The sequence below is a fragment of the Dyadobacter crusticola DSM 16708 genome, from assembly GCF_000701505.1.
Classification (GTDB): domain Bacteria; phylum Bacteroidota; class Bacteroidia; order Cytophagales; family Spirosomataceae; genus Dyadobacter; species Dyadobacter crusticola.
Map to the genome: position 1 here is coordinate 425,967 of NZ_JNJB01000006.1, position 23,642 is coordinate 449,608.

General features: G+C 48.3%; 22 protein-coding genes. 13 read left to right on the forward strand and 9 right to left on the reverse strand.

Annotated elements, in window-relative coordinates; all coding sequences use genetic code 11:
- Window positions 1-42 precede the first annotated feature (42 nt).
- The 8 genes from Q369_RS0110235 to Q369_RS0110270 all read right to left on the reverse strand — a co-directional run bounded on the left by Q369_RS0110235 (window position 43) and on the right by Q369_RS0110270 (window position 8,644).
- Window positions 43-732, reverse strand: coding sequence for a MarR family winged helix-turn-helix transcriptional regulator (locus Q369_RS0110235; protein WP_031527715.1), 690 nt, complete (start codon window positions 730-732; stop codon window positions 43-45).
- A complete protein-coding gene (locus Q369_RS0110240; protein ID WP_031527716.1) occupies window positions 729-1,985 on the reverse strand; it encodes an NAD(P)/FAD-dependent oxidoreductase in 1,257 nt (418 codons plus the stop codon). Before Q369_RS0110240 ends, Q369_RS0110235 begins: the two co-directional genes overlap by 4 nt.
- 6 nt (window positions 1,986-1,991) lie before the next feature.
- Window positions 1,992-2,636 (reverse strand): flavin reductase family protein, encoded by a 645-nt coding sequence (locus tag Q369_RS0110245; RefSeq protein ID WP_031527717.1) that lies wholly within the window; start codon window positions 2,634-2,636, stop codon window positions 1,992-1,994.
- Window positions 2,637-2,638: 2 nt separating this feature from the next.
- Window positions 2,639-3,355, reverse strand: a complete 717-nt coding sequence (locus Q369_RS0110250; protein ID WP_031527718.1) for an SDR family NAD(P)-dependent oxidoreductase — start codon at window positions 3,353-3,355, stop codon at window positions 2,639-2,641.
- Window positions 3,355-4,035, reverse strand: coding sequence for a GTP cyclohydrolase I FolE (folE, locus tag Q369_RS0110255; protein ID WP_031527719.1), 681 nt, complete (start codon window positions 4,033-4,035; stop codon window positions 3,355-3,357). Before folE ends, Q369_RS0110250 begins: the two co-directional genes overlap by 1 nt.
- A 182-nt stretch (window positions 4,036-4,217) precedes the next feature.
- Window positions 4,218-5,633, reverse strand: coding sequence for a TolC family protein (locus Q369_RS0110260; RefSeq protein ID WP_031527720.1), 1,416 nt, complete (start codon window positions 5,631-5,633; stop codon window positions 4,218-4,220).
- A gap of 7 nt (window positions 5,634-5,640) precedes the next feature.
- Complete coding sequence (locus tag Q369_RS0110265) at window positions 5,641-6,978, reverse strand: HlyD family secretion protein (protein ID WP_031527721.1); 1,338 nt, start codon at window positions 6,976-6,978, stop codon at window positions 5,641-5,643.
- A gap of 10 nt (window positions 6,979-6,988) precedes the next feature.
- Window positions 6,989-8,644, reverse strand: a complete 1,656-nt coding sequence (locus Q369_RS0110270) for a peptidase domain-containing ABC transporter (protein ID WP_031527722.1) — start codon at window positions 8,642-8,644, stop codon at window positions 6,989-6,991.
- Between the two features lie 190 nt (window positions 8,645-8,834).
- Between Q369_RS0110270 and Q369_RS0110275 the strand changes: the two genes are divergently transcribed.
- Entirely contained in the window at window positions 8,835-9,464 is a 630-nt protein-coding gene (locus Q369_RS0110275) for a TetR/AcrR family transcriptional regulator (RefSeq protein ID WP_229206791.1), read from the forward strand.
- Window positions 9,465-9,617: 153 nt separating this feature from the next.
- On the opposite strand, the gene Q369_RS0110280 is transcribed toward Q369_RS0110275, so the two are convergent.
- Entirely contained in the window at window positions 9,618-10,223 is a 606-nt protein-coding gene (locus Q369_RS0110280) for a DinB family protein (RefSeq protein ID WP_035333218.1), read from the reverse strand.
- A gap of 239 nt (window positions 10,224-10,462) precedes the next feature.
- Between Q369_RS0110280 and Q369_RS0110285 the strand changes: the two genes are divergently transcribed.
- From Q369_RS0110285 to Q369_RS0110340, 12 genes are all read left to right on the forward strand, one after another.
- Window positions 10,463-11,266 (forward strand): polysaccharide biosynthesis/export family protein, encoded by an 804-nt coding sequence (locus Q369_RS0110285; protein ID WP_031527725.1) that lies wholly within the window; start codon window positions 10,463-10,465, stop codon window positions 11,264-11,266.
- A 36-nt stretch (window positions 11,267-11,302) separates the two neighbouring features.
- Window positions 11,303-13,639 carry a GumC family protein gene (locus Q369_RS0110290; RefSeq protein WP_051664000.1) on the forward strand — a complete coding sequence of 779 codons (2,337 nt, stop codon included), beginning with the start codon at window positions 11,303-11,305 and terminating at the stop codon, window positions 13,637-13,639.
- 94 nt (window positions 13,640-13,733) lie between these two features.
- A complete protein-coding gene (locus Q369_RS0110295) occupies window positions 13,734-15,044 on the forward strand; it encodes a polysaccharide biosynthesis protein (protein ID WP_157488133.1) in 1,311 nt (436 codons plus the stop codon).
- Window positions 15,041-15,880: a hypothetical protein gene (locus Q369_RS0110300; RefSeq protein WP_035333220.1), complete on the forward strand. Its 840-nt coding sequence runs from the start codon at window positions 15,041-15,043 to the stop codon at window positions 15,878-15,880. Before Q369_RS0110295 ends, Q369_RS0110300 begins: the two co-directional genes overlap by 4 nt.
- 20 nt (window positions 15,881-15,900) lie before the next feature.
- Window positions 15,901-16,851 carry a hypothetical protein gene (locus Q369_RS0110305; protein ID WP_031527729.1) on the forward strand — a complete coding sequence of 317 codons (951 nt, stop codon included), beginning with the start codon at window positions 15,901-15,903 and terminating at the stop codon, window positions 16,849-16,851.
- A gap of 15 nt (window positions 16,852-16,866) precedes the next feature.
- Window positions 16,867-18,009, forward strand: coding sequence for an acyltransferase family protein (locus Q369_RS0110310; RefSeq protein WP_031527730.1), 1,143 nt, complete (start codon window positions 16,867-16,869; stop codon window positions 18,007-18,009).
- A 132-nt stretch (window positions 18,010-18,141) separates the two neighbouring features.
- Window positions 18,142-18,582, forward strand: coding sequence for an acyltransferase (locus tag Q369_RS0110315; RefSeq protein WP_229206792.1), 441 nt, complete (start codon window positions 18,142-18,144; stop codon window positions 18,580-18,582).
- On the forward strand, window positions 18,579-19,193 hold the full coding sequence (locus Q369_RS0110320; RefSeq protein ID WP_051664001.1) for an acyltransferase: 615 nt from the start codon (window positions 18,579-18,581) through the stop codon (window positions 19,191-19,193). The genes Q369_RS0110315 and Q369_RS0110320 overlap by 4 nt, the downstream gene beginning before the upstream one ends.
- On the forward strand, window positions 19,153-20,229 hold the full coding sequence (locus Q369_RS0110325; protein WP_031527733.1) for a glycosyltransferase family 4 protein: 1,077 nt from the start codon (window positions 19,153-19,155) through the stop codon (window positions 20,227-20,229). The genes Q369_RS0110320 and Q369_RS0110325 overlap by 41 nt, the downstream gene beginning before the upstream one ends.
- Window positions 20,230-20,231: 2 nt before the next feature.
- Window positions 20,232-21,344, forward strand: coding sequence for a glycosyltransferase family protein (locus Q369_RS0110330; RefSeq protein WP_031527734.1), 1,113 nt, complete (start codon window positions 20,232-20,234; stop codon window positions 21,342-21,344).
- Between the two features lie 6 nt (window positions 21,345-21,350).
- On the forward strand, window positions 21,351-22,388 hold the full coding sequence (locus tag Q369_RS0110335; RefSeq protein WP_031527735.1) for a glycosyltransferase family 4 protein: 1,038 nt from the start codon (window positions 21,351-21,353) through the stop codon (window positions 22,386-22,388).
- Entirely contained in the window at window positions 22,385-23,641 is a 1,257-nt protein-coding gene (locus Q369_RS0110340; protein ID WP_035333222.1) for a glycosyltransferase family 4 protein, read from the forward strand. Before Q369_RS0110335 ends, Q369_RS0110340 begins: the two co-directional genes overlap by 4 nt.
- Window position 23,642: the final 1 nt, after the last annotated feature.

The window sequence follows — 23,642 nt, forward strand, 5'->3', positions numbered from 1 at the left end:
CGAGGGTTTTCTTAACAGCACACAATGCTGGCAGCGGCAGCTTCATTCTGCGTCGGTAATGAGCTCCCCTGCAAAAGACCTCAGATCTGCTTTGCTGGCAATCGTTTTCTTTTCGTGATGTTCGTGATGGAAGTCTTCAAGCTTTTGCAGCAAGTATTGCAGGGTCAGCTTTTCGGACAAGGTTAATTTACCGTTGATCATTTTGCCGACGTGGTTCATATCTTCAAATACCTTGTAAAGCAGCTGTCTTCCTGCTTCGGTAATGGCGATCTGCTTGCTCCTTTTGTCCTTTAAATCATCCCATTGCTTTACCAACCCGGCAGCGAGCAGCCGTCTGATCACTTCGGTACCTGAGGTTTTCTCCTGTAAATTATAACTGATCAGCTCACTTTTAGAAAGGTGATCGTGGGTCAGCAGAATGGCGAGGCCCGTGAAATCCTCGGCAGTGAGCAGCGGCGTGCCTTCGAGGGCTTTTTTAATGTAAGACTTCGCATAGCGGCTCATATATACAAATAGCCGGCCGATATTGTTGTCGAGTTGAAAGGCATTCTGCTGTGCAGTGCTTTCCTGTTTTCCAAATCTTACATCATGACCGCTATGCTCGGCCGGCTTGCTGAGCGAATGGACCAGGAAGCCGGCGAAGTCCTGAATGGTTACCTCGCGGCCCGGGTTTTCCTGCTCGGCTTCTTCCACGAGAGTAATCAGTTCATGAATAAGCTTGTATGATTTCATGCCGGCGAATTTTGGCTCATTAATATTGCTTCTGCGGCGAGTCTTCCGCTTTTCATAGCGGCGTTGATCGACCCGTTCATCAAATGGTCACCGCAAATAAAGCAATGCGGACTTAATTTCATCATTCGCTGGTCAGGTTCATTGGTCACACGGTCGTCGTCGGGCAAAGCATAATCGATATGGTAGGTTTTCAGGTGTTTCCATTGCATTGCGCCGGGAAACCAGATTTGCATCTCACGTAAAACATCAGCCCGGAGCTGTGCGCTTTTTGCAGAGGAGTGATTGCCGACCAGCGATAATGAGATCAGGGATTGTCCTTTCTTGGAATAACCCGGAGCGACCTGGTCCATTACGGCAATGTTGTTGACCAGTTTGTTGGGTAATGCATTCAAAGCAATCACCGGCGCCGCATAAGGTTTGCTGGCAGCGGTGAAATACATATTCGTCACGGAATGGTAAGATGCCGGCGCGCGGCGAAAAGGACCGGGAATTTCGAGCTGGTCTGTGGCAATAAGGATGTTTTTTGCCTGGTAAATGGACCCGGATAATGTTTTTACCTTGTTTTCATCAATCCCAACCACTTCTTGATACAAGATAAGCTCCGCCGATGTAAGTCCTTTTGCTAACTGCTGCGGGATCATACCCATTCCTTTCGCCGGCACAGCAGTATCACCCTCGCTGAACATTTTGAATACAAATTCGAACATGCGGCTGGATGTGCTCAGCTTGTCTTCGAGGAAGATCCCGCTCATGAATGGTTTGAAGAACTGGCGGATAATCCGCCGGCTGAACCCGAAATTTTCCAGGTAGGAGAGGGTAGTGACTTCACTGCCGGAGAAGATCTCCTCGATACTCTTGCCCGCGAGCTTCAATTTCAGCCCCAGCATTCGGAATTTATCGTTTAATGTACCCGCCGAGGAGCTTAATGTACTGAGCAAGGTGCCAGGCTGCCTGGCGGGATCGCCGATTTTTGTGCGGCCCTTTTCGTTCAGGATCAATGCACCAGGATCAAACTTGCGCAAGTCCAGGGCGTCATAGTCCAAAAAGCGCTGCGTTTCCGGGTAAGCCGTTAACAAAACCTGGAATCCTCTGTCCAGAAGGAAGCCATCAACCTCCTCCGTTCTCACTCTGCCTCCTATCTGGCCAGAAGCTTCCAGTATCTTTATAGACTTACCAGCAGTTTTCAGTACCCGCGCAGCTGTTAAGCCCGCTAATCCTGCACCGATAATGATTACGTCAGTCTGATGTTCCATAATCGTTCAGTTTGCACTGGTTAATTCACTCGGCTCAACCCCTGGCTTCGCATAAGCAAGCCGTCCGACAGGCTGCGGAAGAAAGTAAGCATCCAGGCCCGCTACTGTCATGGTACCTGCGCTGATATGATCTATGGTACCGTCCTCGCCAATAAGCGAATCATCTGCCAGAATCTCCACAATTTCGCCGACAACGATCGTTGTACTGTTAATTTCCATATCAATGATCTCACGCAGCTTCAAACCGATCCGGACTGTCGACTCAGCCACGAAGGGCGCATTGAAGCCGCTGATATATTTCTTTTCAAATCCGCAAGCCTCAAACTCCGATACGCCGGATGGATAACTGGCGCTGGTTTGATGGGCCTGTTTGTACCAGGCGGGCAACACGTTGTTCAAGGTATATTGGCCGGTTGCCATGATATTGCGGAGCGTGTCGTTGTGTTCACGCCCAGGCCGCATTACCATACCGACGAGCGGCGGGTTGGCGCCCAGGTGAAAAGCCGAGCTGATCACGCAAAGATTGGTAACTTTCTCCTCACTGATCGTGCCCAGCAGGTTCAACGATTTGTACCCAACCAAGCTGTTGATCAGGCAGATCCTGTACTGTTTCTCCAATGCGGCAATCTGCCCGCTCTTGATATTTTCCATTGTCAAACGGTTTTTAGTTTGCCCAAACCTCCATCAATGCCAATGACCTGACCGGTTATCCAGCTGCTGTCTTCTGCAAGTAGAAATGCGATTGCTCGACTAACATCTTCCGGCTGGCCGAACTTTGCGAGCGGGTGCCTTTTTGCAGAAGCCTCGCGTTTTTCAGGAGAGCTGAGCAGAGTCTGCGCCATTGGCGTGTCTGTCAGCGATGGCGCGACCACGTTTACCCTTATCCGCTGTGCAGCCAATTCGGCCGCCAGCGATATAGCCAGTCCCTGAACTGCGCCTTTTGCAGCGGATATACTGGCGTGATATGGTAAGCCCGTATTGGCCGCCACAGAACTGATCAAAACCACGGAAGCTCCTGCGGCGTTTTTCAATTGTTTCAATGCATGCTGGACCATTAAAGCGGCACCCAGCACATTGAGGCGATAATCGTTCAGGAAATCATCGCTGGTCAGGCGGTTGAAGGGTTTCAGGTTAATGCTGCCGACCGAGTAAACCAGGCCGTGCAATTGCTCGGGCAAGAAGCCGCTGACCGCATCAAGGTTGCCTGTCATATCGGCTTGCAAATGCTTGATGCCTTCAGGAAAATCGGCTGGCTTTGTACGCGAAATCACATAAACCAATGCATTGTTTTCGTGTAACATTTTAACCAGTGATAAACCAATACCGGAACTGCCGCCGACTACCAGGATATTTTTTCCATTAAAATCCATTATGCTATGTATTTTAGAAATTCATTTTTGGTCTCGGCGTTCAAAAATTTCCCGGAGTATTGCGCAGTCACTGTGGTACTGCCCGCATCGCGGATACCGCGACTGGATACACAATGGTGATGCGCGTCGACGATGACGGCCACATCGTCTGTTCCGAGGGCTTCCCTGATCATATCCGCGATCTGGACGGTAAGTCGTTCCTGAACCTGGGGCCGCTGTGCGCAGTACTGCACGATCCGGTTCAGCTTCGACAGGCCGATCACCTGCCCATTACTGATATAAGCCACATGGGCTTTGCCAACAATGGGTACAAAATGGTGCTCACAGTTGCTAAAAACGGCAATGTTCCGCTCAACCAGCATCTGGTTATACTGAAATGAATTGTTGAAAAGGGTTGGTTCTGGCTTGTTGGCCGGGTTTAAACCACTGAAAATCTCTTTTACATACATCTTGGCCACACGTTTCGGCGTGTCCTTCAAGCTGTCGTCTTCCAGATCCAGGCCAAGAACCCGCATGATGTCGGCAAAATGGCCTGCGATTAAAGCCATTTTTGTGTCATCATCCAGTTCCGGCATCTCTGCCGCGGGTATTGAACCAGTTGCTTGAAGTTGCGGTGCGTCTTCACGGTCGGTTGCATGCTGTTCTTCTGCTTGCTCTATTAAGGTATCCAGTTTTAGCATTTAAAGCGGAGCTGATTAAATTTTGTGCATTTTACTACAATATTGTATTAAAATAAGATATTTGATCCAATATTATACTAAATAACCTGGGTACGCAGCAACAACGACGGAATTTGTGCCCGTCCGAGATTAGGAATGAGTGGGATTGGCGGCCTTTATTCTGTTAGATTAACTTGAATAGCTTAATAGAGTAACCCTGCGCTCCATTGGAGTGCATAAGCTGTTTTGTAGTATTTGGTTTTGAGTTCAATCAGTTTCTGGCGTGCCTCCAAAGCTTTGTTTTCACGACTGTTGATCAGGAAAAGTGAGCTTTCCCCATTCCCAAACCGCGTTTCTTCTGCCTGGACGAGCTGCTGGTAATTGGCGTAGTTAAGAGTTTGCAGCTTGATTTGCTCTCTAAGCACATTCAGCTCATTGTGATACTGCCTTACCTTTATTTGTAAATCCAGCTGCTTCTGCATTTGCCCTAAGCGGGTTTCCTCAATTTTAAGCCGCGCCATTTTGTATTCTCCCCGGCCGGCAGAAAGCCGCAGTGGGATCTCAAATTTGAAGCCGTACTGATAGTTGTTGTCAAAAATTGCCGCTTCTCCGGCGCTGGCCAATGCATTATATCCTTTACTCAGGTGATTGTAGCGGAAATCTGCCTTGGGCAACAGCTCCTGAAATTTGAGCTTCTTATTGATATCGAGCGCCCGCAGCTTGAAATCGTAAGATTGAAGTTCAGGATGGGCCTGCGTGGCAGCAGAAAGCAAACTGTTTAGGTTCAGGTCAAAGTCTTCGATATTTTCTTCATTGTCCCAGTCTGCCGAAGGGGTGATCGTTTCGGGTAAAGTATACGGATCACCTGTGTCTTGCCAAAGAAAGGCGGACAGCTGTAAGCCCGCATTCCGAAATTCGAGCAGATACTGATTTTGCTGATATTGAAAGCTTTGTAACTGTGCCAGTGTTTCGATCGTATCAATGGCGGCGCGCTCGCCGTTCAGGAGCGATTTGCGGACAAAGTCCAGCCGCTGCGCGTTGATGGCTACATTGGCCTGCATGATTAGATACAGATTATAGCTGTTGACCCACTGCCAGTAGGCATTCATGGATTCCATCAGCAAATCATTAAGTACCAGTCTTTGCTGCGTATCGGCGAGGGACCTGAATATCCGCGCCTGTTTCAGAAAGGCGCGGCGTTTGTCCATCAGCAGGTCTTTACCAAGGGGAACGCTCACCCCCAGAAAAGCCGATTGTCCCTTGGTCATCGTGGGGTCCAGCCGCTCCCCGGTGTAATTCTCAATCCCGCTGTGTACTTCAATGCCATACCAGGCGGGTATCATGATTTCGGGCGAAGTCCTGTTGTAATAGTTAATGCCGTCGAAACGCTTGCGTGCTACGTAGGCACCCAGCACCGGGTCGAAACCACCGCGCGCAATCAGCAGATCGGCCTGTGCCTTGTCGATGTTGATACCTGCCTGCTTAGCGACCGGGTGGAATTTCCGGACCAATTCCAGCACCTGCGCCGCGCTGAGTGTTCGTGTCGAATCCTGTGCCGCAGCCGGCTGCAAAACCGCCAGTACTAGCAGTAAGCTCAATTGTATTGCCAAGCTTTTCATAAGCTGCCTATTTTGTTTCTTTACCTGAACTTTTCAATGCAGGATCTTTCAAAGTGTAGTAATCCGGCGGGAAGCCGTTGATGTTTCGCCATAGCTCGTACCATAGCGGCACGTCTTTAAGCAATGCAATGCCCTGTGCGCCAGTCCCGAGTTTTAGTTGCTGCGGCCACGGCCGATCATTCTCATCCTCGGCGACCAGCACCCGGAACAGCCCGTTGGGACTGATTGTGTGCTCATAGGCAACCACTTTTCCTCCAAATGTGCCATAGCTGCTCTGCGGCCAGCCACTGAAAATAATGGCCGGGAAGCCGTCAAACATAAAGCGAACTTTTTGCCCGATGCTGATCAGGGGAAGATCGACGGGGCGCACGTACAACTCTACGGCATAGTTTACCCGCGTGGGAACGATCACTGTTATACGCTCGCCGTCTTTCAGTATCTCGCCGATCCCGGCCTTGCTGGCCTGAACAATCTGCCCGTCCTGCGGGGCTACAATGACATACATTCCGTTGCGGATCGTATAATTGGCTACCTGGTTTTCCAGTTTGGCCATTTCGCCTTGTCCGGCTGCGATATTGCTCAGGCTCTGCAACCGGTCTCCCTCTGCCTTGCTGATCTTTTCGGCATACTCCTGCTGAACGCCATTTTGCTCGATCTCGACGATGAGCATTTCCTGTTTGGTCTGTGCAATCTTGTTTTCGGCTGTTATTTTCTTTGCTAATGCATTCTGGAAAGCGGTGTTGCGTTGCTGTAACTGTGTTTGGGATACCAGTCCTTGCTCAAACATTTTCTGCTGCCGGTCAAACTGGTCTTTGGTCAGATTTAATTCGTTCGTGACAGCTTCGAGTTCGGCCTGTTCGCCCAAAAGCTTGTTGTTGAGTTGGCTCAACTTATTTTCAAGCTGCTTGATTTTGAATGTCCTCGCAGCCTGCAATGCCTCCATTTGCGACACAGAGGTAGCGGCTTTTCCTTTATAGAAGTTGATAGAGCCCTTTTTTGCGTTCACCTGCTCCTGGGTCCTTCCGACCAGGTTAGGGTCCAGGTATTCTTCTTTGATCTCCGATATCTGAATGATCGTGTCGCCTTTCTTCACAAAATCACCTTCCTTAACCGACCACTTGACGATTTTTCCGGGAATAGGTGAGTTGATGTTCTGAGGCCGCTGCTCCTGATACAGCGAGGTGATATCTCCCCGGGCTTTAATGTTCTGAGTCCAGGGTAAAAAGAGGAACAGTACAAGCAAAAGGATGATGCCGTAAAACCAGTACCTTACCTTACTTTTTTGATCGTGAAGATAAATGGTATCGAAGGATTTGAGGGGTATTTTATAGGTCGCTTTTTCCATTTTCTGCCTTTCAGATCAAGGTTGCTGTTGCGTTGCTGAGTACAATGTGTTTGTCACATTGCTCTAAAAATTCTGCGTCGTCAGTGGCTACCACCACCGTGGCTTTGCCGGCCCTGTTTACCAGGTACTGCATCATTTTCGGCTTATCCTGCACGGACATACCTTCCCAGGGATTTTCGAGCAGCAGCAGGACAGGTTCGTCCAGCATTGCCCGTAGTAATGAAATGCGCTTGATATATTGGCTGGGCAGATTTTTCCCGTTTGGATCTACCTGTGTCTGGAATCCGTCGGGTAACAGGTCCAGAAATCCGGAAAGCCCCGTCAGCTCGGCAAGATTGATGATTTGCTCAGAGGTAATGTGGTTTCTGCCGACGATGATATTCTCCCACACGGTACCGATGAATATATCTTTATGATTGAGGTACATACCAACCCTTCTTCTAAGTGAAGGCAGGCGGTAGTCGCTTAGAGGAATTTTGTTAATCAGTAAAGAACCACCGTACTGTTGGAAGTGCCCGCCAAGTATTTTCAGGAAAGTCGATTTACCTGACATACCGGATGCAGAGATACCAACAAGGCTTCCGGCTGGAATGTGGATGTTCACATCCTTGAAAATCCGCTTACCATTCGGAAATGCAAACGAGAAATCAATCAGATCGATACTGACACCGGTATTGGGGAAGTTTAAATCTACGCTGCCCTCGCGCTCGGAAAGGTTTTCCGTAACCGTGGCCAGCTTCTCTAAACCGGTGGCTACGTCGTAGACACTGTCCAGGTTAACAATCAGCTTCTCTACCGCATTGATCACGGTAAGTACTACAATCTCCGCCGCGATAAACTCACCGACATTGATCTGCTGGTCAAGCAAAAGAAAGGAGCCCCCTGCCAGCATGGCCAGCGTAATCGCCACTTTGGTAATCACAAGTGCCCTGTACTGAACAAGCAGTACCGAGAAGTGATCAGTTCGCGATTGCAGATATTTGCTTACGTGCGCATCTGTTCTCACCAGATTAAGGTGAGCGTCATATTCCAGCTTGAATGGATTGATAACCCTCGCCATTTCTTCCAGCCAGCCAACTGTTTTGTACTTGTTAACGCTTTCCTGAAGACTGGTTTTCAAACCATTCGCACCCGTAAGCTGGAAGATCAACGATAGTACAAAAAGCAGGGTAAGACCAAACACAATGAAAAACGGATGGTAAATGGCCAGCAGAATCAGCCCGAAAATGATCTGAATACTTGCGATGGGTACATCCAGTAACAGCTTCGATAATCCTTTCTGCACATTCAGCACATCAAAAAACCGGTTGACTTTTTCGGGGAGGTAAAACCCGTCCGTCTTCATCAGATCAAACCTTGCGATCTTGTCGGCAAACTCAAATGCGTAGCGGGTAAAGATCTTCTGCTGGATTTTTTCAATGATTTTCATCTGATTGATCTGCATCAGACCCACCGCGCTAACTCCTAACACCACCAGGACGATCAGCACATAGATAGATGTTACCATAGATGCGCCCAGTACAAAACCTATAATGGCCTGAATGCCAAGCGGCAAGCTCAGGTTTACCAGCCCGCTCAGTGTGGCGTAAAAGTAGATAGACCCCACATCGGACCTGTCCAGCAAAATCAAATCCCATAGCTTCTTAAAAGGGTTTACTTTCTCCATACTTCTATTGTCTCATTTCCAACAAATATAACAATGCTTTTCTGAATGATAGTATTACTATTATGAAATATAGTTAAATTTTTTTTTAAGACAGGGTTACTCTCGTTTGTGAATATTTTGTTATGTTAGATTTATAAATGTGATCTCGATGGAATTTCAGCTAAGTTTTTCTTTAAATAAAACGGTCTATTTGAAAGACCCTGAAAGTAGTGAGCTGGGTAAGCAACTTGTTAAGAGCGCGATAGATCTGATCTATGAGTTAGGATTTGAACATTTTACATTCAAAAAGCTGGCGGCGGAGGTCAACACGACTGAGGCGACGGTGTACCGCTATTTTGAAAACAAGCACAGGATGTTACTCTACATCCTGAACTGGTACTGGAGTTATATGGAGTTTCTGGTTGTGTTCAGATTACAGAACATAACGGATGCGAAAGTCAAGCTCGAAACCATCATTGAGCTCCTTACGCAGGAACTCCCGGAGAGCTCGGGGACAATGGATTACAATAAGCGGTTTCTCAACCAGATAGTGATATCAGAAAGCAGCAAGGTGTACCTGGTGAAAGAAGTCAAGGAAATTAATAAATCCCAGGTTTTTAAGGCTTATAAAGATTTATGTGCGAGGATTGCATTGGTAGTCAGTGAGTACAATCCCGATTATCAATATCCGAGATCACTTAGCAGCACATTGATTGAAACGTCGCATTTTCAGCAGTTTTTCTGCACGTTTCTTCCCAAGTTAACAGATGTGGACGGCTCAGACCACAAGAAATTTACCGCGGCGTTCTTGTCAGATCTGCTTTTTAAAGCACTTGGATAACCAGCATGTGAATCTCGCCGGTTGAACTTTTAAATAGCATTGCCAGATACATGCCGCTTTCAATGAAGAAAAGAAGGCGATCACGGATCTGGCAATTTTAAAAACTTGAAAAGACGGAGGTACTATAAGGTGAGAGAGAATGCCTGATTGATCCTACCTGGGAAATTTAGCATCGCTTTTTACTTTCCGGATCTGTCTTAGATGCCGGTCTACGTGGCCCCATTGGTAGATGTACACCTGGTGCATGTTGCGTGGATTTGGGGTGCCGGTCAGCTCGAAGTGTGCGCGCATATCTGCATCTGTCTTTTTCACAAAAGCGATGTTCTGCTCGCGGCGGCTCAGAAAGAATGTCAGATTGTTCTTTCCTTTAATAAAGCCGGTAGGTATGGCGATATCAGCTGCTACGTGCGGGTTTGTTTCCATAATAAACTCCGAATAATAGCTGTCTGGCCGGGCTGTCTGGTTCAATTCCGGCTGCGGCTTGCTGCGCGATCCCATACAGATTTCCCGCGCCCAGATGATTTCCCATAACGCAAGGTGTTCCACAATCTGAGCGATCGACCAGCGTTCCGGGGATTCTTTGAAATCCCATTGGGCCGGTGTAAGGTTCTCTGTTTCTTTTACCAGTTCGTCCCTCGTGCGGGTCAACTGATCGACGGTATACTGGCGGTCCGTTTCTGTCCAGAGCTTTTCCTGTGCGAAAGACGGACAGGCTAAACAAATGAACAGTAGCAAGGTGCAATAGTTTGGAAGTTTCATTTCCTGTTAGTTTAGAGGTTTGCCCAAAACTAGACGTAAAAGGAAAACAGGGAGGGTACATTGAGCAAACGGTAGATCCGTTGAGCAAACGGAAATCACGGGCCCGAAGTTGGGTAGACAGATCCCTGATGTGACTGCCCGCCTTATCCGCCTAATTGCCCGCTTCATCTGAATGTGTAGAATCGCTGAAAAAGATTGATTGTATCATTACATACGTCTTTTCAAGCGACTCATACTGTATGGTGAATTTGTACTCCCTCTCGCTCCGTTCTTTTTTATGCTTATTTGCTGCCGGTTTGGTAGCTGCCTGCAATGTAAGCTGCATTACACCCAAACAAATGGTGTATTTCCAAAACAGCAGTCCTGAAAACACGGTCGACTCGATCATGCAGGATTATATTCCTACCATTCAAAAGAATGATATGCTGTCGATCACAGTCGGCAGTCTGAACCTGGAAGCAAATGATATCTTCAATACCGTTAGCCAGCGCGCGCCATCGGTTGCAGTGAATGGCGGACAGGCTACATCGCAGCCTTACGGACATCTGGTGTTTGCCGACGGGAGCATTGAAATGCCGCTGATCGGGAAAGTGCATGTGGAGGGACTGGAATTGCAGCAGGCGGCAGATACCCTCAGGAGAAAGCTCAACAAATACCTCAAAGCACCCTCCGTGGCAATTCACATTCTCAACTTCAAAGTGTCGGTTCTGGGTGAAGTCAATAAGCCGGCTGTGTACACCATTACCGACGGTAAAGTAACGCTGCCCGAAGCATTGGGGCTAGCCGGGGATCTGACCATTTACGGCCGGCGCGACAATATCCTGGTTGTCAGGGAAGAGAAGGGAAAACGGGCGTACACCCGCGTAGATCTTACATCAAAAGCAATTTTCGACTCGCCTTATTATTACCTCCACAAAGATGATCTCGTTTACGTGGAGCCCGCCAAGGCAAGAATGACCCACGCCGACCGCGCGTATCAGATTTTACCTCTTAGCCTGAGCATTATAACCACGGTTTCCCTGGTGCTTTTCAGAGTTCTCTAAGTGCATTCATTGCCTAATAAATAAACATCCTTTATAATGGAAGAAAAAGGAAGTGGACTGTTTCCTGGTAACCAGGACGGTCAGCAGAAGAAGTTTAATCTTCGCGCTTACATTTTCAGGTATTTCAAGTACTGGTACCTGTTTGTACTATTTATCCCATTGTGCCTCGCGGGAGCGTACTACTACCTGCTCTCTACACAACCGGTTTTTATCTCGTCTACCACGCTGCTCATCAAAGATGATGGGGAAGCAAGCGCCGGCAAGGCGATCATGGATGAAATGGTCAAATTGAACGGCAACAAATCGCTCGAAAACGAGATGGGCATTCTTCGCTCCAAGCTGTTGATGGGCCTGGTAGCCAAGCAGCTGGCGTTGGACATTGCGTACGAAACCGAAGATGGTTTCAGGACAGTAGATCTCTATTCGCAAAGTCCGATCCGCGTGAATGCGGAAATCGTTTTCGAATTCGCCTATTCCAATCCGCTGATCATCCACAAAATCGACAGCACCGAATTCACGATCAACGATTTCCCGCAGCGTCATCAATTTGGTCAAAAACTCAGGACGAAGTGGGGCTTGTTTACTGTTGAACACGGCGTGGCGTCACCTTACCGGGACATTTCGGTACGGTTTCATAACCTGCCCGCGCTTACCGCGGGGATGCTGCACCGCTTGAATGTAAAAGTGCTTTATCCGGAAAGTACGCTGCTTGAACTGACTTTTGAAGATACCTCCACACAGCGCGCCAAAGATATTTTGAACAAGCTGCTGGATGTATATGTACAAAGTTCGATCAGCGATAAAAACGGCGAAGCTTCCAACACGCTTAAATTCATTGAAAGTCGCCTCAACCTGATCACGGGTGAGCTGGGCGACGTGGAAAAGCACGTGGAAGTATATAAGAAAACAAGGGGATTGACCGATATCGGTGCGGAGTCGCAGCTGTATTTGTCCAATATCAAGGAAAATGATGTCAAGCTGAATGAGATCAATACCAAGATCAATATTCTGGAAAGTGTTGATCATTATGTCGAAAACCCGAAAGCCGGTACACCGCCGCCTGCAACTTATATGATCGACGACCCGATCCTGATTTTGTTGCTTACCAAGTACAACGAGCTCGATCTGCAGCGCGAAAGGTATTCGCAGACAACCCAGGCCGACAACCCGCTGGTAGAAACGATTTCTACTCAAATGGCGCAAACCAGGCAGGCAATCCGCGAAAACGTCCAGAACCTGCGCCGGGGAATGGACGTTACCAAGCGCAATCTTGAAACGATTAACACACGGTTTTCATCAGGACTGCGTGGTATTCCTCAAAAAGAAAGAGAGTATCTCGGTATCAAAAGGCAGCAGACCATCAAGGAAAACCTCTACCTGTACCTGCTTCAAAAAAGGGAGGAAACTGCGCTCGCCTACGCATCGACAGTTACCGACAGCCGACTGATCGATGCGCCCATTTCTTCCTACCAGCCAATCAGACCGCGGCATTCCACCATTTGGGCAGGAGCGGGATTGGCTGGCGTGGTGATCCCATTGGTTTTGATCAACCTTATTTTATTACTGAATACAAGAGTACAGAGCAGGCAAGAAGTAGAAGATCTGACCCAGACAGCGATTCTCGGCGAGATTGGAACAATGAAGAAAAAGAAAGGACAGCGTACTTCGGAAGCCGTGTTCAAGATCGGCAGCCGCAGCAAGGTATCCGAGCAGTTCCGGGCGCTGCGTACCAATCTGCAATACTTGGGCAGCGGAAACTGCCGCATCATCATGATCACTTCTTCGATCAGTAATGAGGGAAAAAGCTTTGTCAGCGTGAACCTGGCCGCGAGTTTGGCTTATACAGACAGAAAAGTAATCCTGCTGGGGCTTGATCTGCGGAAGCCTTCCGTGCACGAATACCTGGAAGTGACCAACAATGTAGGCATTACCAACTATCTGATCGGACAGCTGAATGCACAGGATCTGATCAAGAAAACCTGGCTGCACCCTAAGTTTGACATTATTCCAAGTGGTCCGCTTCCCCCGAATCCGTCCGAGCTGCTCAGCAATGGGCGGCTGGGCGAGTTGATCCGCGAGCTGCGCGCAGAGTATGACTACGTGTTGATCGATACGCCGCCAACCGGCCTGGTTACTGACAGCGCGTTGATTTCCGAGTACGTCGAAGCCAGCCTCTACGTTGTGCGCGACAACTACACCTTGCAAGACCATCTGAAAAGTGTAGCCGAACTGAAATTCTCAAAAAGATTCCCGAACCTGAGCCTGGTGTACAATGGAGTCAATTACGGCGCTGATTACGGTTATGGAAACGGGCAGGGCTATTTCGATGAATCTAATGTCAAATCAGAAGCAGAGCTGGTTGCCGGGAAATAGCTGAACTAAGTTTCGGCATCTGATATTTTTAAGTGCGTATATCATCAAGCGTTAGGTTAAATCTACTCCGCCATTTAAGATCAGGCGAGAAATAATGATGAGGAAAAGATCCATATTGCTACAAGTACCTGCTGTGTACGCAAGGCTCATTCAACTGGCAAAACTGGCTGCTGTGACTGCTATGTCGCAGGCCACGATTCAGGGTTTGGGCTTGCTGACGGGTTTTCTGATCATCCATTTGCTGCCCGTCCGGGAGTATGCTTATTACACCATCGGCAACACCGTGTTGGGCACGATGGCGCTGCTTTCTGATAGTGGCATCAACAACGGCGTCATGGCGCAAGGGGGCCGGGTGTGGCAGGATCGCGCTGAGCTTGGCTCGGTTCTGGCGACCGGATTAAAGTTGAGAAGGAATTTTTCCCTCATCAATCTTTGCATTTCAATCCCGATACTGCTTTTTCTTCTGCTGCGCCAGGGAGCCGGCTGGCCCGCCAGTTTGTTGATCGTCCTGGCGCTGGTCCCCGCCTTCCTGGCCACACTGACCGACTCGGTTCTCGAAATTCCGTTTAAGCTGCATCAGGATATTAAAACATTGCAGGTCAATCAGTTGATGGTCGCGGCAGGCCGCTTTTTAGTAAGTGCCGGTTTGTTGCTGGTTTTCCCGTGGACTGCCGTTTCACTCCTTGCAAACGGAGCCCCGCGGCTTTACGGCAACTTAAAATTGCGGCAAACCATGAATACCTTTGCCGACCTGTCTGTAAAGCCCGATCCCGCCGTCGGAAAGGAGCTATTGAAAACTGTCCGCCGGATATTACCGCTAACGATCTACTACGCTTATTCAAGCCAGATCGCCGTTTGGATCGTGTCGCTTTCAGGTTCCGCATTTGCGGTGGCGCAACTCGGTGCGCTTGGTCGTATTGCGATGATATTGAGCTTGTTCAGTATTCTTTTTGCGACAATGGTCACACCGCGTTTCGCGCGAATGGCGGCCAGGAGAGCGGATTTATTGAAGCGGTTTTTACAGATTCTGCTGCTGCTGTTGGTTTTAATGGTGTTGATTTTAGTTACCTGCAATTTGTTTTCTGCCCAAATATTGCAGCTGCTCGGGCCGAAGTACGCCGGGCTCGGTTCTGCATTGCTTCTGAGCCTTGCCGCAGCCTCAATTAACCTGCTGAGCGGCTCCGTTTACGCGCTTTATTCCAGCCGGGGGTGGACAATGCAGCCGCTTGTTTCTATCAGCCTCAACCTGGGCTGCGTGCTGATCTGCATTCTTTTGCTGGACGTTTCGACATTGCATGGCGTATTGTGGTTTAACATTGTTTGTGCGCTGGTTCAGCTGCTGATCAGCCTGGTTTTTTGTTTTTACAAAATCATCAAAATGCCCGTGGCAGGGAATACAATATGAGCTTTGAAACTGTTTTTAGTCTGTGCATTATTTTCATTGGGCTGCTGGGCATTTATAATTTAATGCTTTACATTCTGCCACTTCGGAAAACGATATATTACGATGATATCGAAAGGGCAGAAGCTTATGTTTTTTCAAGAAGCACATTTGATCACGTGTTTGTCGGGTCCGGGCTGATAGGACACATTGATCCGCGGATTTCACGTAATTCTTTTAACCTGTATTTTCCCTATTATGGAAGCTGTACGGGATTACAGGTAATTGCATTGTCCAATAAAACTCCGAAAGTTCTTTTCGTAGAGACGAATTTCATCTTCAAAGGTACCAACGAGAAAGTGATCGCACACCTTTTTTCAAATAGGCTTTTCAAGTGGAAGCAAATACTGCCTTTTATTCTTAAAAAGAACAATCCATTGAAGCTGGTCAAGCAAGTTTTGCGCGCGTTCAAGATCGGTATGAATTCAAGAAAACCATCCGGTTCAAATACCTGTCAGGTTGAAATCGAGGAGTTGATTGAGCAATTCAATAAAACGCCTGATTTACGAAAACTGCAATCGGACCTGGCTTCCTTGAAAAAGAATGTAGATACACTTTCGGATAAAGGCTGTGAAGTGGTTTTCCTGGAAGTACCCATTGATCCTGTGCTGGCCAATGCCAAATTGTTTCAAATACAACATGCAGAATTGAAAAAGATTTTTCGTGAAAAACCCTACAAATGGATTCCGGACAGTAGGGGATACTACTATCGAACTGAAGATGGATTGCATTTGACCTCGGATAGTCTGCAGACCTTCAAAAATCATTTACAAAAAGAAATTAGTAAGCTGAATATTTAGACCACTTCTCGTTGATACTCATGAATTCAGTCGTATGTACACTTTTTGAGGGCCATTATCATTACGGATTAGCCGCATTGATCAACTCACTTTACAAGCACGGTTTCAAAGGAGACTTTTATGCAGGATACCGCGGCGAGCTTCCGATCTGGGCGAAATCAGGTAAAAAGGAAACCCTATTCCATTGGCAGGATTGCACAACACTATCGGTAGCAAAAGGGCAGCACATCCATTTCATTCCCCTGAATGTTAATTATCATTTCTGCAATTACAAGCCGGACTTTGTCATTGAGCTGAGCAGTAATCTGGGTGAGCATGTTTCGGGCATTTTCTATTTTGATCCCGATATTGTAATTAAATGCCGCTGGTCTTTTTATGAAGAATGGCTGAATCTTGGCGTGCCTGTTGTACATGAGATTACCAACAATGATATGCCGCAAACACATCCGATCCGGCAAATATGGACCAATGTAATTAAGAACAATGGACTGGAAGTGAAAACCAATATCTGTTCTTACCTCAACTCGGGTTTCTTCGCAGTGAAGAAAGCGGATATAGGCTTTGCGCATTTGTTTAAAAAGTTTGTGGAAGTATCGCAGCAGGATTACAAAATGGACCTGACCGATTTTACATTTGAATTGGACCGAAGTAATCCCTTCTTTGCCAAAGATCAGGATGCATTTAATATCGCCGCAATGTGTACAGACGCGGCCATCAGCGAGTATGGGCCTGAGGGAATGGATCTTACGTCGGGCGGGAAATTAATGTCCCATGCAATAGGAACGCCAAAGCCCTGGAAGAAAAAGTACTTCCGGCATTTTCTCAAAGGTTCTCCGCCAACAATGGCCGACCGGGAATATTGGAATAACGTAAATGATGCAATCAAACTGTATTCCGAGCCACAGCTTAAAATGGCCAGAATCGAATTGCAGCTCGCATCTTTTCTGGGGAGATTTTACAGGAAATATTAGTCTGATCGCTTTCAAATGGACATAAAATTCAAAAAAGGACATGTTAATTCCCTGGACGGGATCAGGGGAATAGCAATTCTGCTGGTGCTTTCCTTCCATTGCTTTGACAAAATAGATGCATTCCCATTTACGCTCTTTTCCGAAATCGGGTGGGTAGGCGTGGATCTTTTTTTTGTACTTTCCGGATTTCTGATTACCGGAATTCTTGTTGATACGAAAGGAAACCAAAACTATCTTAAATCGTTTTTTGCAAAACGAGCATTGAGGATTTTCCCAGTTTATTATCTGACTTTGCTGCTGGTATTTCTTGCATTGATCAGTCCGGGCGCCTCAAATTTTAATCCTATTCTCGACATAAGGCATTTAAAAAGCAGTATTTATTACCTGACATTTACGCAAAACCTGCTATTTGCTTTCGATCACTGGGGAGTTACGGATCTGCTCAACCATTTCTGGTCGCTGGCAATTGAAGAGCAATTCTATTTGTTCTGGCCATTCGTCAACTTTTATCTCGGTACATCCAAAGTCCTCATGGTGTGTGGCTTATTGATCATTATAGCAATCATTGTACGTAACCTGAATGTCAGCAACGATTTTAGTTACGTATTTACATTATCCAGGGTCGACGCACTGGGAATAGGTGGTATGCTCGCGATCCTGATCCGTAAACACAGCTCTTTGTTAGGAAGAATTGCGCTGCCGGTTTTCTTAGCAAGTTTGGTATTGTTGATTATCCTTTCCTTTTACTCTCCGGACCTGAGTTTTCGAAATCCATATTTCATTAAAATAGGTTACACTTTATTCGCACTGCTATTTGCCACCGTTATTGTATTTGTTTACGACACAAATAAAACAGGCAATGTAGTGAACCGGATGCTATCCTGGCGGTTCCTCCGTTTTTTCGGTACTTATTCCTACGGACTTTATATTTATCACTGGCTCTTGTACCGGGGCATTTATACGCCTTTGTACAACAAGTACCTGTTTTCCAAAGCCTACATTCTATTGTTTCTCATTGTAGTAGTGCTCGTAAGTGTAGTCAGCTATCACACTTTTGAAAAGTTGTTTTTGAGTTACAAATCAAGATTTGACAGCAGTCCTGAGCTGACAAAAGCGGAGTTTTCGCCGGTTCCTGAAATGTCCGGGGCCGGTAATTAGCAGCTTGTAAAAGATCATTTCTAATAAAATAAGATGAGGCGATTTCTGGCGGAACTCAGACTGTATTTTTGTAATCACTGGGTTGCTGTGGTCCCAAGTAGCCGACTGCGCATGTGGTATTACAGAAACGTAATGCATTTCGAAATCCAGCAGGGAACGAACGTGTTTATGGGCTGTACTTTTGATTGTACGCGGTTGTTGCAGATCGGTACTAATTCGGTAGTTAATGCCAGGTGCAGAATAGATCCGCGGGGTGTCATTTCAATTGGAAACAATGTTTCAGTTTCCAGTGACGTAACAATCCTGACAGCCGACCACGATATGGAAACCATGAGCCTGGAAGGAAGGACCCGCTCGGTGGTGATTGAAGATTATGTCTGGATCGGCACAAGGGCGATGATTATGCCGGGTGTTCACATTGGTAAGGGTGCAATTATCGGCGCCGGATCTGTGGTAACCAAAAATGTAATGCCCCATGATGTAGTAGCCGGTGTTCCTGCGAAAGTGATCAAGAAGCGTCCGCAAAACGGGGACTATACATACAATTCTTCTTTCAAAAGATTATTTCAATGAGGAAGCTATTTCAGCAGCTCTGCTTTACGGTTCGCTTTAAATGGCTGGGAAATCCGGGCGGTATTTTTCGTAAAGCTTTTTACCGGATTCAGGGAATGCACGTGGGTGTAAATACTGCTTTGCCTCCGATTTTCGTCACTTGGCCGCACCAGGTTTATCTAGGTAATAACTGCAAATTGGAGCGGAATATTTCACTCAAATACGATGGAATTTGGCGGAATGAAAGAGCTATTGTAATTCACGATCAGGTATTTATCGGAAAGGATTGTGAGTTTAATGTCAGTCGGGGAATTCAGATCGGGAAGTTCAGCAATATAGCCTCGGGCTGCAAGTTCATAGACCACGACCACGGCATTGAGCTGGGGACCCGGATCGGGCCGCAGCCTTCGGTGATGGGAGCAATCGTGCTCGGGGAAGATGTTTGGCTGGGCTGCAATGTGATTGTTTTAAAAGGCGTGCATATCGGCAACGGGGCCGTTGTAGCCGCCGGGGCAGTGGTGACCAAATCAATTCCGGACAATGAGATCTGGGCCGGGGTGCCGGCGAGACGAATTTCAGCAAGAACCAAATATGGAAAGCAGGAAGACCATTTTGCACATTTCGGAAGTTGATATCACCCTCACCGGCGGAATGGGGCGGGTAGCGCATTACTGGAAAAATGCCTTCGAAAACGCAGGCTACAACTTTATTCACCTCGGTCCGAAGGAGATCGGAAAGGTGTCGCATAAGTCGCTATTTAGCTGGAAAGCATACCGGTACATGCAGCGGCAAGGCATTAAAGCCACTGCAATCATCGTCCACGAACCTGCCGCTCTGTTCTTTGTAAATCAACCCGTGCCCGTTTTCATTGAAAGTCACGGCATTGAAAGCAGGAACTGGGAGCGCGAGCTGAAAAGCGGAATGCACAGCGAGGTATCCTTTAAAACGAGGTTGCTGTACCCCGTTTGGCGGCTGTGGCCTTGCAAGATCGGGTTAAAAGCCGCTACCAAGCTGCTGCTCATCAACAACGAGGATAAGCTGTATGCACAGAAGAAGTTTAAGCGCAGCGAAGAAGATATTTACGTCTTTAAAAACGGCGCCGACCTGGCCGAAGCGAGCAGCCAGCCCGAAAGGTTTACTGTACTTTTCAATGGAAGCTGGATCAAAAGAAAGGGTTACGAAGTACTGATCGAATCGGCAAGGTTACTGATTGGGCGCGGGATACTTTTGAATTACCTGCTGATCGGAACCGGCAAGCGGGAGGAAGATGTACTGGCTGACTGGCCTGCGATCCTGAAACCGTTTGTGCAGGTTGTACCCGCATTCCCGCGGGATATGGAGGCGAAATTTCTCAACGATGCCTCGATAGTTGTGCTGCCGAGCAATTTTGAAGGCCAGCCGCTTAGCATTTTACAGGCGATGGCGGCTGGCAAATGTTGCATTACCACCAATTGCTGCGGACAGAAGGATTTCATTGAAAACGGCAAGACCGGCTTTCTGTTCGAACCCTGCGACGCGGAAGCACTGGCCGGCCTCATCGCGGATTGTATCGCAGACGAGCATTTAATACAAAAAATAGGTGCAGCGGCGAAAGCGGCAGTAGCCGACAGGACCTGGGAGCGGGTGTCTTCAGAAGTTGTACAATACGTAACAGATCATATCTGCTAATTATGAAAGTTGTTTTTATATGTTCTTCTGTTGAACCCGGCCGCGACGGCGTCGGTGATTACACGCGTCGCCTCGCGGCTGAGCTTAACAGCCAGGGACATAATGCATTGGTGATCGGCCTGCACGACAAACACCTGATCCCTGCAAGCTTGAAAGAGCCCCAGCTGGACGGCGAGCGGAAGGTGGAGGTACTCAGGCTTTCGACTTCGCTGGCCTGGGAAAAGCGGCTTGCCGCAGCGGCGCATTTTGTCGAATCCGTGGATCCCGACTGGATCAGCCTGCAATATGTATCTTACGGGTTTGATATTCAGGGGCTTCCGTGGAGGCTCCCCTGGCGGATCAGGAAGCTGTCGGAGCGGCGAAGGCTGCACGTGATGTTTCACGAACTCTGGCTCGACAAGCCCGTTAACCTGAAACAGCGCCTGCTTGCAAAGCTTCAAAAATCGGCCATTTCGCAAAGTATCCGGCAAATGCAGCCCGAAGTGATCAATGTGACGATCCCCTTTAATCGCCGGCGTTTGAAGGGACTCAGCTATGCGGCCGTTCCGCTGGGCTTGTTCGGGAATGTGCCGGTTTTGTTACAGGATCAAAATGGCGACAGAAGCACCGGTTGTATAGAAAAACACATTCTCTATTTCGGGACACCGCCCAAAACCACATTCCTGAAAAAGCTCATCGACGACCTTGTGGATTTCTGTGCCGCTAACCCGGTACCTTTGCGTATCACGATCGTAAGCGGCTCCTCCGAGCAGACCAACCGCTTCATTGAACAACTTACAACGCGCCTCGCTGACTTCGAGCTGACGATTTCAGACCTCGGGTTTGCGTCCCTCGAAACGCTGAGCCTTTTGATGCATACCTGCGACGTAGGGATATCGAGGTCAGAGCCGCATTTGCTGGGAAAAAGCGGCACCGCCATTGCGATGCTCGAACATGGGCTGCCGGTTTGGCTGCCTAAATGGAGCGGGGCCAAGGATATCCATTTCAGTTTCAGGAAAGAACTGCTCTTTTCAGATCTGCGCACTGCGTTGAACTCAGAATTGCGTTGTCCGCCCGATTCACTGCTCCCGAAAACCGCTCAGAATTTCATCGATCAACTGACCCCAGGCCGATAAGTACCCATGAAAATCCTCATCCTATCCCATCAGTTTTATCCCGAAGTCGGCGGCATTGAAGTGAATTCCGAGGTATTGTGCGATGCATTCCACAACTCGGGCCACCAGGTGCGGCTACTTACCAGAACTAAGGAAAAAGGCAGTAAAACATTCCCTTTCAAGGTAATCCGCAACCCGGGCAAGTACTCGCTGGTTCGCGAGCATTTGTGGGCTGATATTGTTTTTGAAAATAACCTTTGCCTGCGCCTGTCCTGGCCGAGATTGTTCATCAACCGGCCCGGAGTGGTGGCGATCAGGACGTGGATCAGCCGCGTTGACGGCAGGACTGCCTGGCAGGACAGATTGAAAATCGAATGGCTGAAACATGCATCTGCGGTCATCGCGGTAAGTACCGCCATCAAAAACAGGTGCTGGGACAAAGCGGTGGTGATCGGCAACCCATACCGTTCCGCACTGTTTCAAATACAAACTGATCAGGGAAGCAGGGAGCTTGACTTTGTTTTTATGGGCCGGCTGGTTTCAGATAAAGGTGTGCATCTGGCGATCAAAGCATTAAGAAAATTTATTAATCAGAAAAAAGAGGTTTTTGCTGATTTTCAAACCTCATTCACCATCATTGGTGACGGGCCGGAAGCGGATGATCTCAAAATGCTTGTCCGCGAGCTGCAACTGCAAGATATGGTATTCTTTACAGGTGTTTTGCGGGGAAAAGAGCTGGTTCGCTGCCTGAACGACCACCGCTTTTTACTGGTACCCTCCGTGTGGAATGAACCGTTTGGTAACGTCGCACTGGAAGGAATGGCGTGCGGGCTGATCCCCATTGTTTCAAGCGGTGGAGGCTTGCCCGACGCAGTGGGAGACGCCGGGCTTGTGTTTGAATCCGGCAATATCGACAGCCTCGTAGAGCACATGTCCAGCATTTATGAAGACCCGCTGCGGCAGTATTCCATGCACATGAATGCAAAGAATCATCTCACGAACCATCACCCGGAAGTGGTGGCCGACAGGTACCTGGAAGTTCTTCAAACCGCTGCAAGGTCATGAAAGTGATCATTTCACACCCTACCGGCAATGCGAATGTCCGGGCAATGCTGTCAGGCCTTCACCAGCGCGACGCGCTGCATCGTTTTTACACGACACTCGCCATTTTCCCGGACGGATTCTGGGACAAAGTCAGCGGGCTTGGTCCGTTCAGAGAATTGAAGCGGCGCAGTTATGACATCTCATTGAAATCCAAAACAAGGATCTGGCCGGGGCGGGAAGCTGGCAGGCTGCTGTTTTCCAAAGCCAAATGGGACAGCCTGACCGGCCAGGAAAATGATCCTTTCAGTGTCGACTCAGTTTACAGGAGTTTGGATAAACGGATTGCTTCCACGCTGCATTCTGCTAAGAGGGAGGGCGTTAGCGCGGTTTATGCTTATGAAGACGGTGCATTGGAAACCTTCCTCCGTGCCAAAGAACTGGGCCTTACCTGCGTGTATGACCTGCCGATCGCCTATTGGGAAACAACACGAAAACTGATACGGGAAGAAGCTGAAAGATTACCTGAATGGGCTGGTACCCTCGGCGGCGCAGTGAGCGATTCTGAGCAAAAGCTGGAAAGAAAAACGCGCGAGCTCGAACTGGCCGACCTGGTAGTAACTCCCAGCGATTTCGTGGCCGGATCAGTTCCGGTATCTGGCAGCCGGCAGGTTATCAAGTCGCATTTCGGCTCCCCGGCTTCGGGTGGCGTGTTTAACAGGGCACCAGCGACAGGTCGCCCGCTCAGGGTATTGTTTGCAGGGAGTATGGGCCAGCGGAAAGGGCTGGGGGATCTGTTTGAAGCAATAAAACTGTTGAATACGAGGGAAATTGAGCTGGTAGTGCTGGGGAGTTTACAAGAGAAGCTTTCGTTTTACCAAAAACAGCTTCCCACGATGACCTACGAAGCACCCCGGCCGCATTCGCAGGTACTACAATTAATGGCCGAATGCGATGTACTCTGTCTTCCGTCGATTATCGAGGGTCGCGCGCTGGTTATGCAGGAAGCAATGAGCCAGGGAATGCCGGTCATTATTACGCCAAATACGGGAGGTGAAGATCTCGTGATTGAAGGAGAAACAGGGTTCCTGGTTCCGATTCGCTCGCCGGACTCCATTGCCAGCCGGCTTCAATGGTTACTCGACCACCGTGAAGCGGTACCCGAAATGGGCCGGAAAGCGCGGGAACACGCAGCCACATACTCCTGGCACCATTACGCGAGTGCGGTCATCGATCAGATTGAACATCAGGTAAACAGCTATCAATTACAAATGTAGA

Coding starts and splice junctions, on each gene's coding strand:
- Q369_RS0110265 (WP_031527721.1), bottom strand. CDS start 6,978: ATGGAAAAAGCGACCTATAAAATACCCCTCAAATCCTTCGATACCATT.
- Q369_RS0110315 (WP_229206792.1), top strand. CDS start 18,142: ATGCATTTCGAAATCCAGCAGGGAACGAACGTGTTTATGGGCTGTACT.
- Q369_RS0110250 (WP_031527718.1), bottom strand. CDS start 3,355: ATGGATTTTAATGGAAAAAATATCCTGGTAGTCGGCGGCAGTTCCGGT.
- Q369_RS0110235 (WP_031527715.1), bottom strand. CDS start 732: ATGAAATCATACAAGCTTATTCATGAACTGATTACTCTCGTGGAAGAA.
- Q369_RS0110245 (WP_031527717.1), bottom strand. CDS start 2,636: ATGGAAAATATCAAGAGCGGGCAGATTGCCGCATTGGAGAAACAGTAC.
- Q369_RS0110295 (WP_157488133.1), top strand. CDS start 13,734: ATGATGAGGAAAAGATCCATATTGCTACAAGTACCTGCTGTGTACGCA.
- Q369_RS0110320 (WP_051664001.1), top strand. CDS start 18,579: ATGAGGAAGCTATTTCAGCAGCTCTGCTTTACGGTTCGCTTTAAATGG.
- Q369_RS0110285 (WP_031527725.1), top strand. CDS start 10,463: ATGGTGAATTTGTACTCCCTCTCGCTCCGTTCTTTTTTATGCTTATTT.
- Q369_RS0110300 (WP_035333220.1), top strand. CDS start 15,041: ATGAGCTTTGAAACTGTTTTTAGTCTGTGCATTATTTTCATTGGGCTG.
- Q369_RS0110330 (WP_031527734.1), top strand. CDS start 20,232: ATGAAAGTTGTTTTTATATGTTCTTCTGTTGAACCCGGCCGCGACGGC.
- Q369_RS0110260 (WP_031527720.1), bottom strand. CDS start 5,633: ATGAAAAGCTTGGCAATACAATTGAGCTTACTGCTAGTACTGGCGGTT.
- Q369_RS0110340 (WP_035333222.1), top strand. CDS start 22,385: ATGAAAGTGATCATTTCACACCCTACCGGCAATGCGAATGTCCGGGCA.
- Q369_RS0110305 (WP_031527729.1), top strand. CDS start 15,901: ATGAATTCAGTCGTATGTACACTTTTTGAGGGCCATTATCATTACGGA.
- Q369_RS0110240 (WP_031527716.1), bottom strand. CDS start 1,985: ATGGAACATCAGACTGACGTAATCATTATCGGTGCAGGATTAGCGGGC.
- Q369_RS0110270 (WP_031527722.1), bottom strand. CDS start 8,644: ATGGAGAAAGTAAACCCTTTTAAGAAGCTATGGGATTTGATTTTGCTG.
- folE (WP_031527719.1), bottom strand. CDS start 4,035: ATGCTAAAACTGGATACCTTAATAGAGCAAGCAGAAGAACAGCATGCA.
- Q369_RS0110325 (WP_031527733.1), top strand. CDS start 19,153: ATGGAAAGCAGGAAGACCATTTTGCACATTTCGGAAGTTGATATCACC.
- Q369_RS0110290 (WP_051664000.1), top strand. CDS start 11,303: ATGGAAGAAAAAGGAAGTGGACTGTTTCCTGGTAACCAGGACGGTCAG.
- Q369_RS0110310 (WP_031527730.1), top strand. CDS start 16,867: ATGGACATAAAATTCAAAAAAGGACATGTTAATTCCCTGGACGGGATC.
- Q369_RS0110280 (WP_035333218.1), bottom strand. CDS start 10,223: ATGAAACTTCCAAACTATTGCACCTTGCTACTGTTCATTTGTTTAGCC.
- Q369_RS0110335 (WP_031527735.1), top strand. CDS start 21,351: ATGAAAATCCTCATCCTATCCCATCAGTTTTATCCCGAAGTCGGCGGC.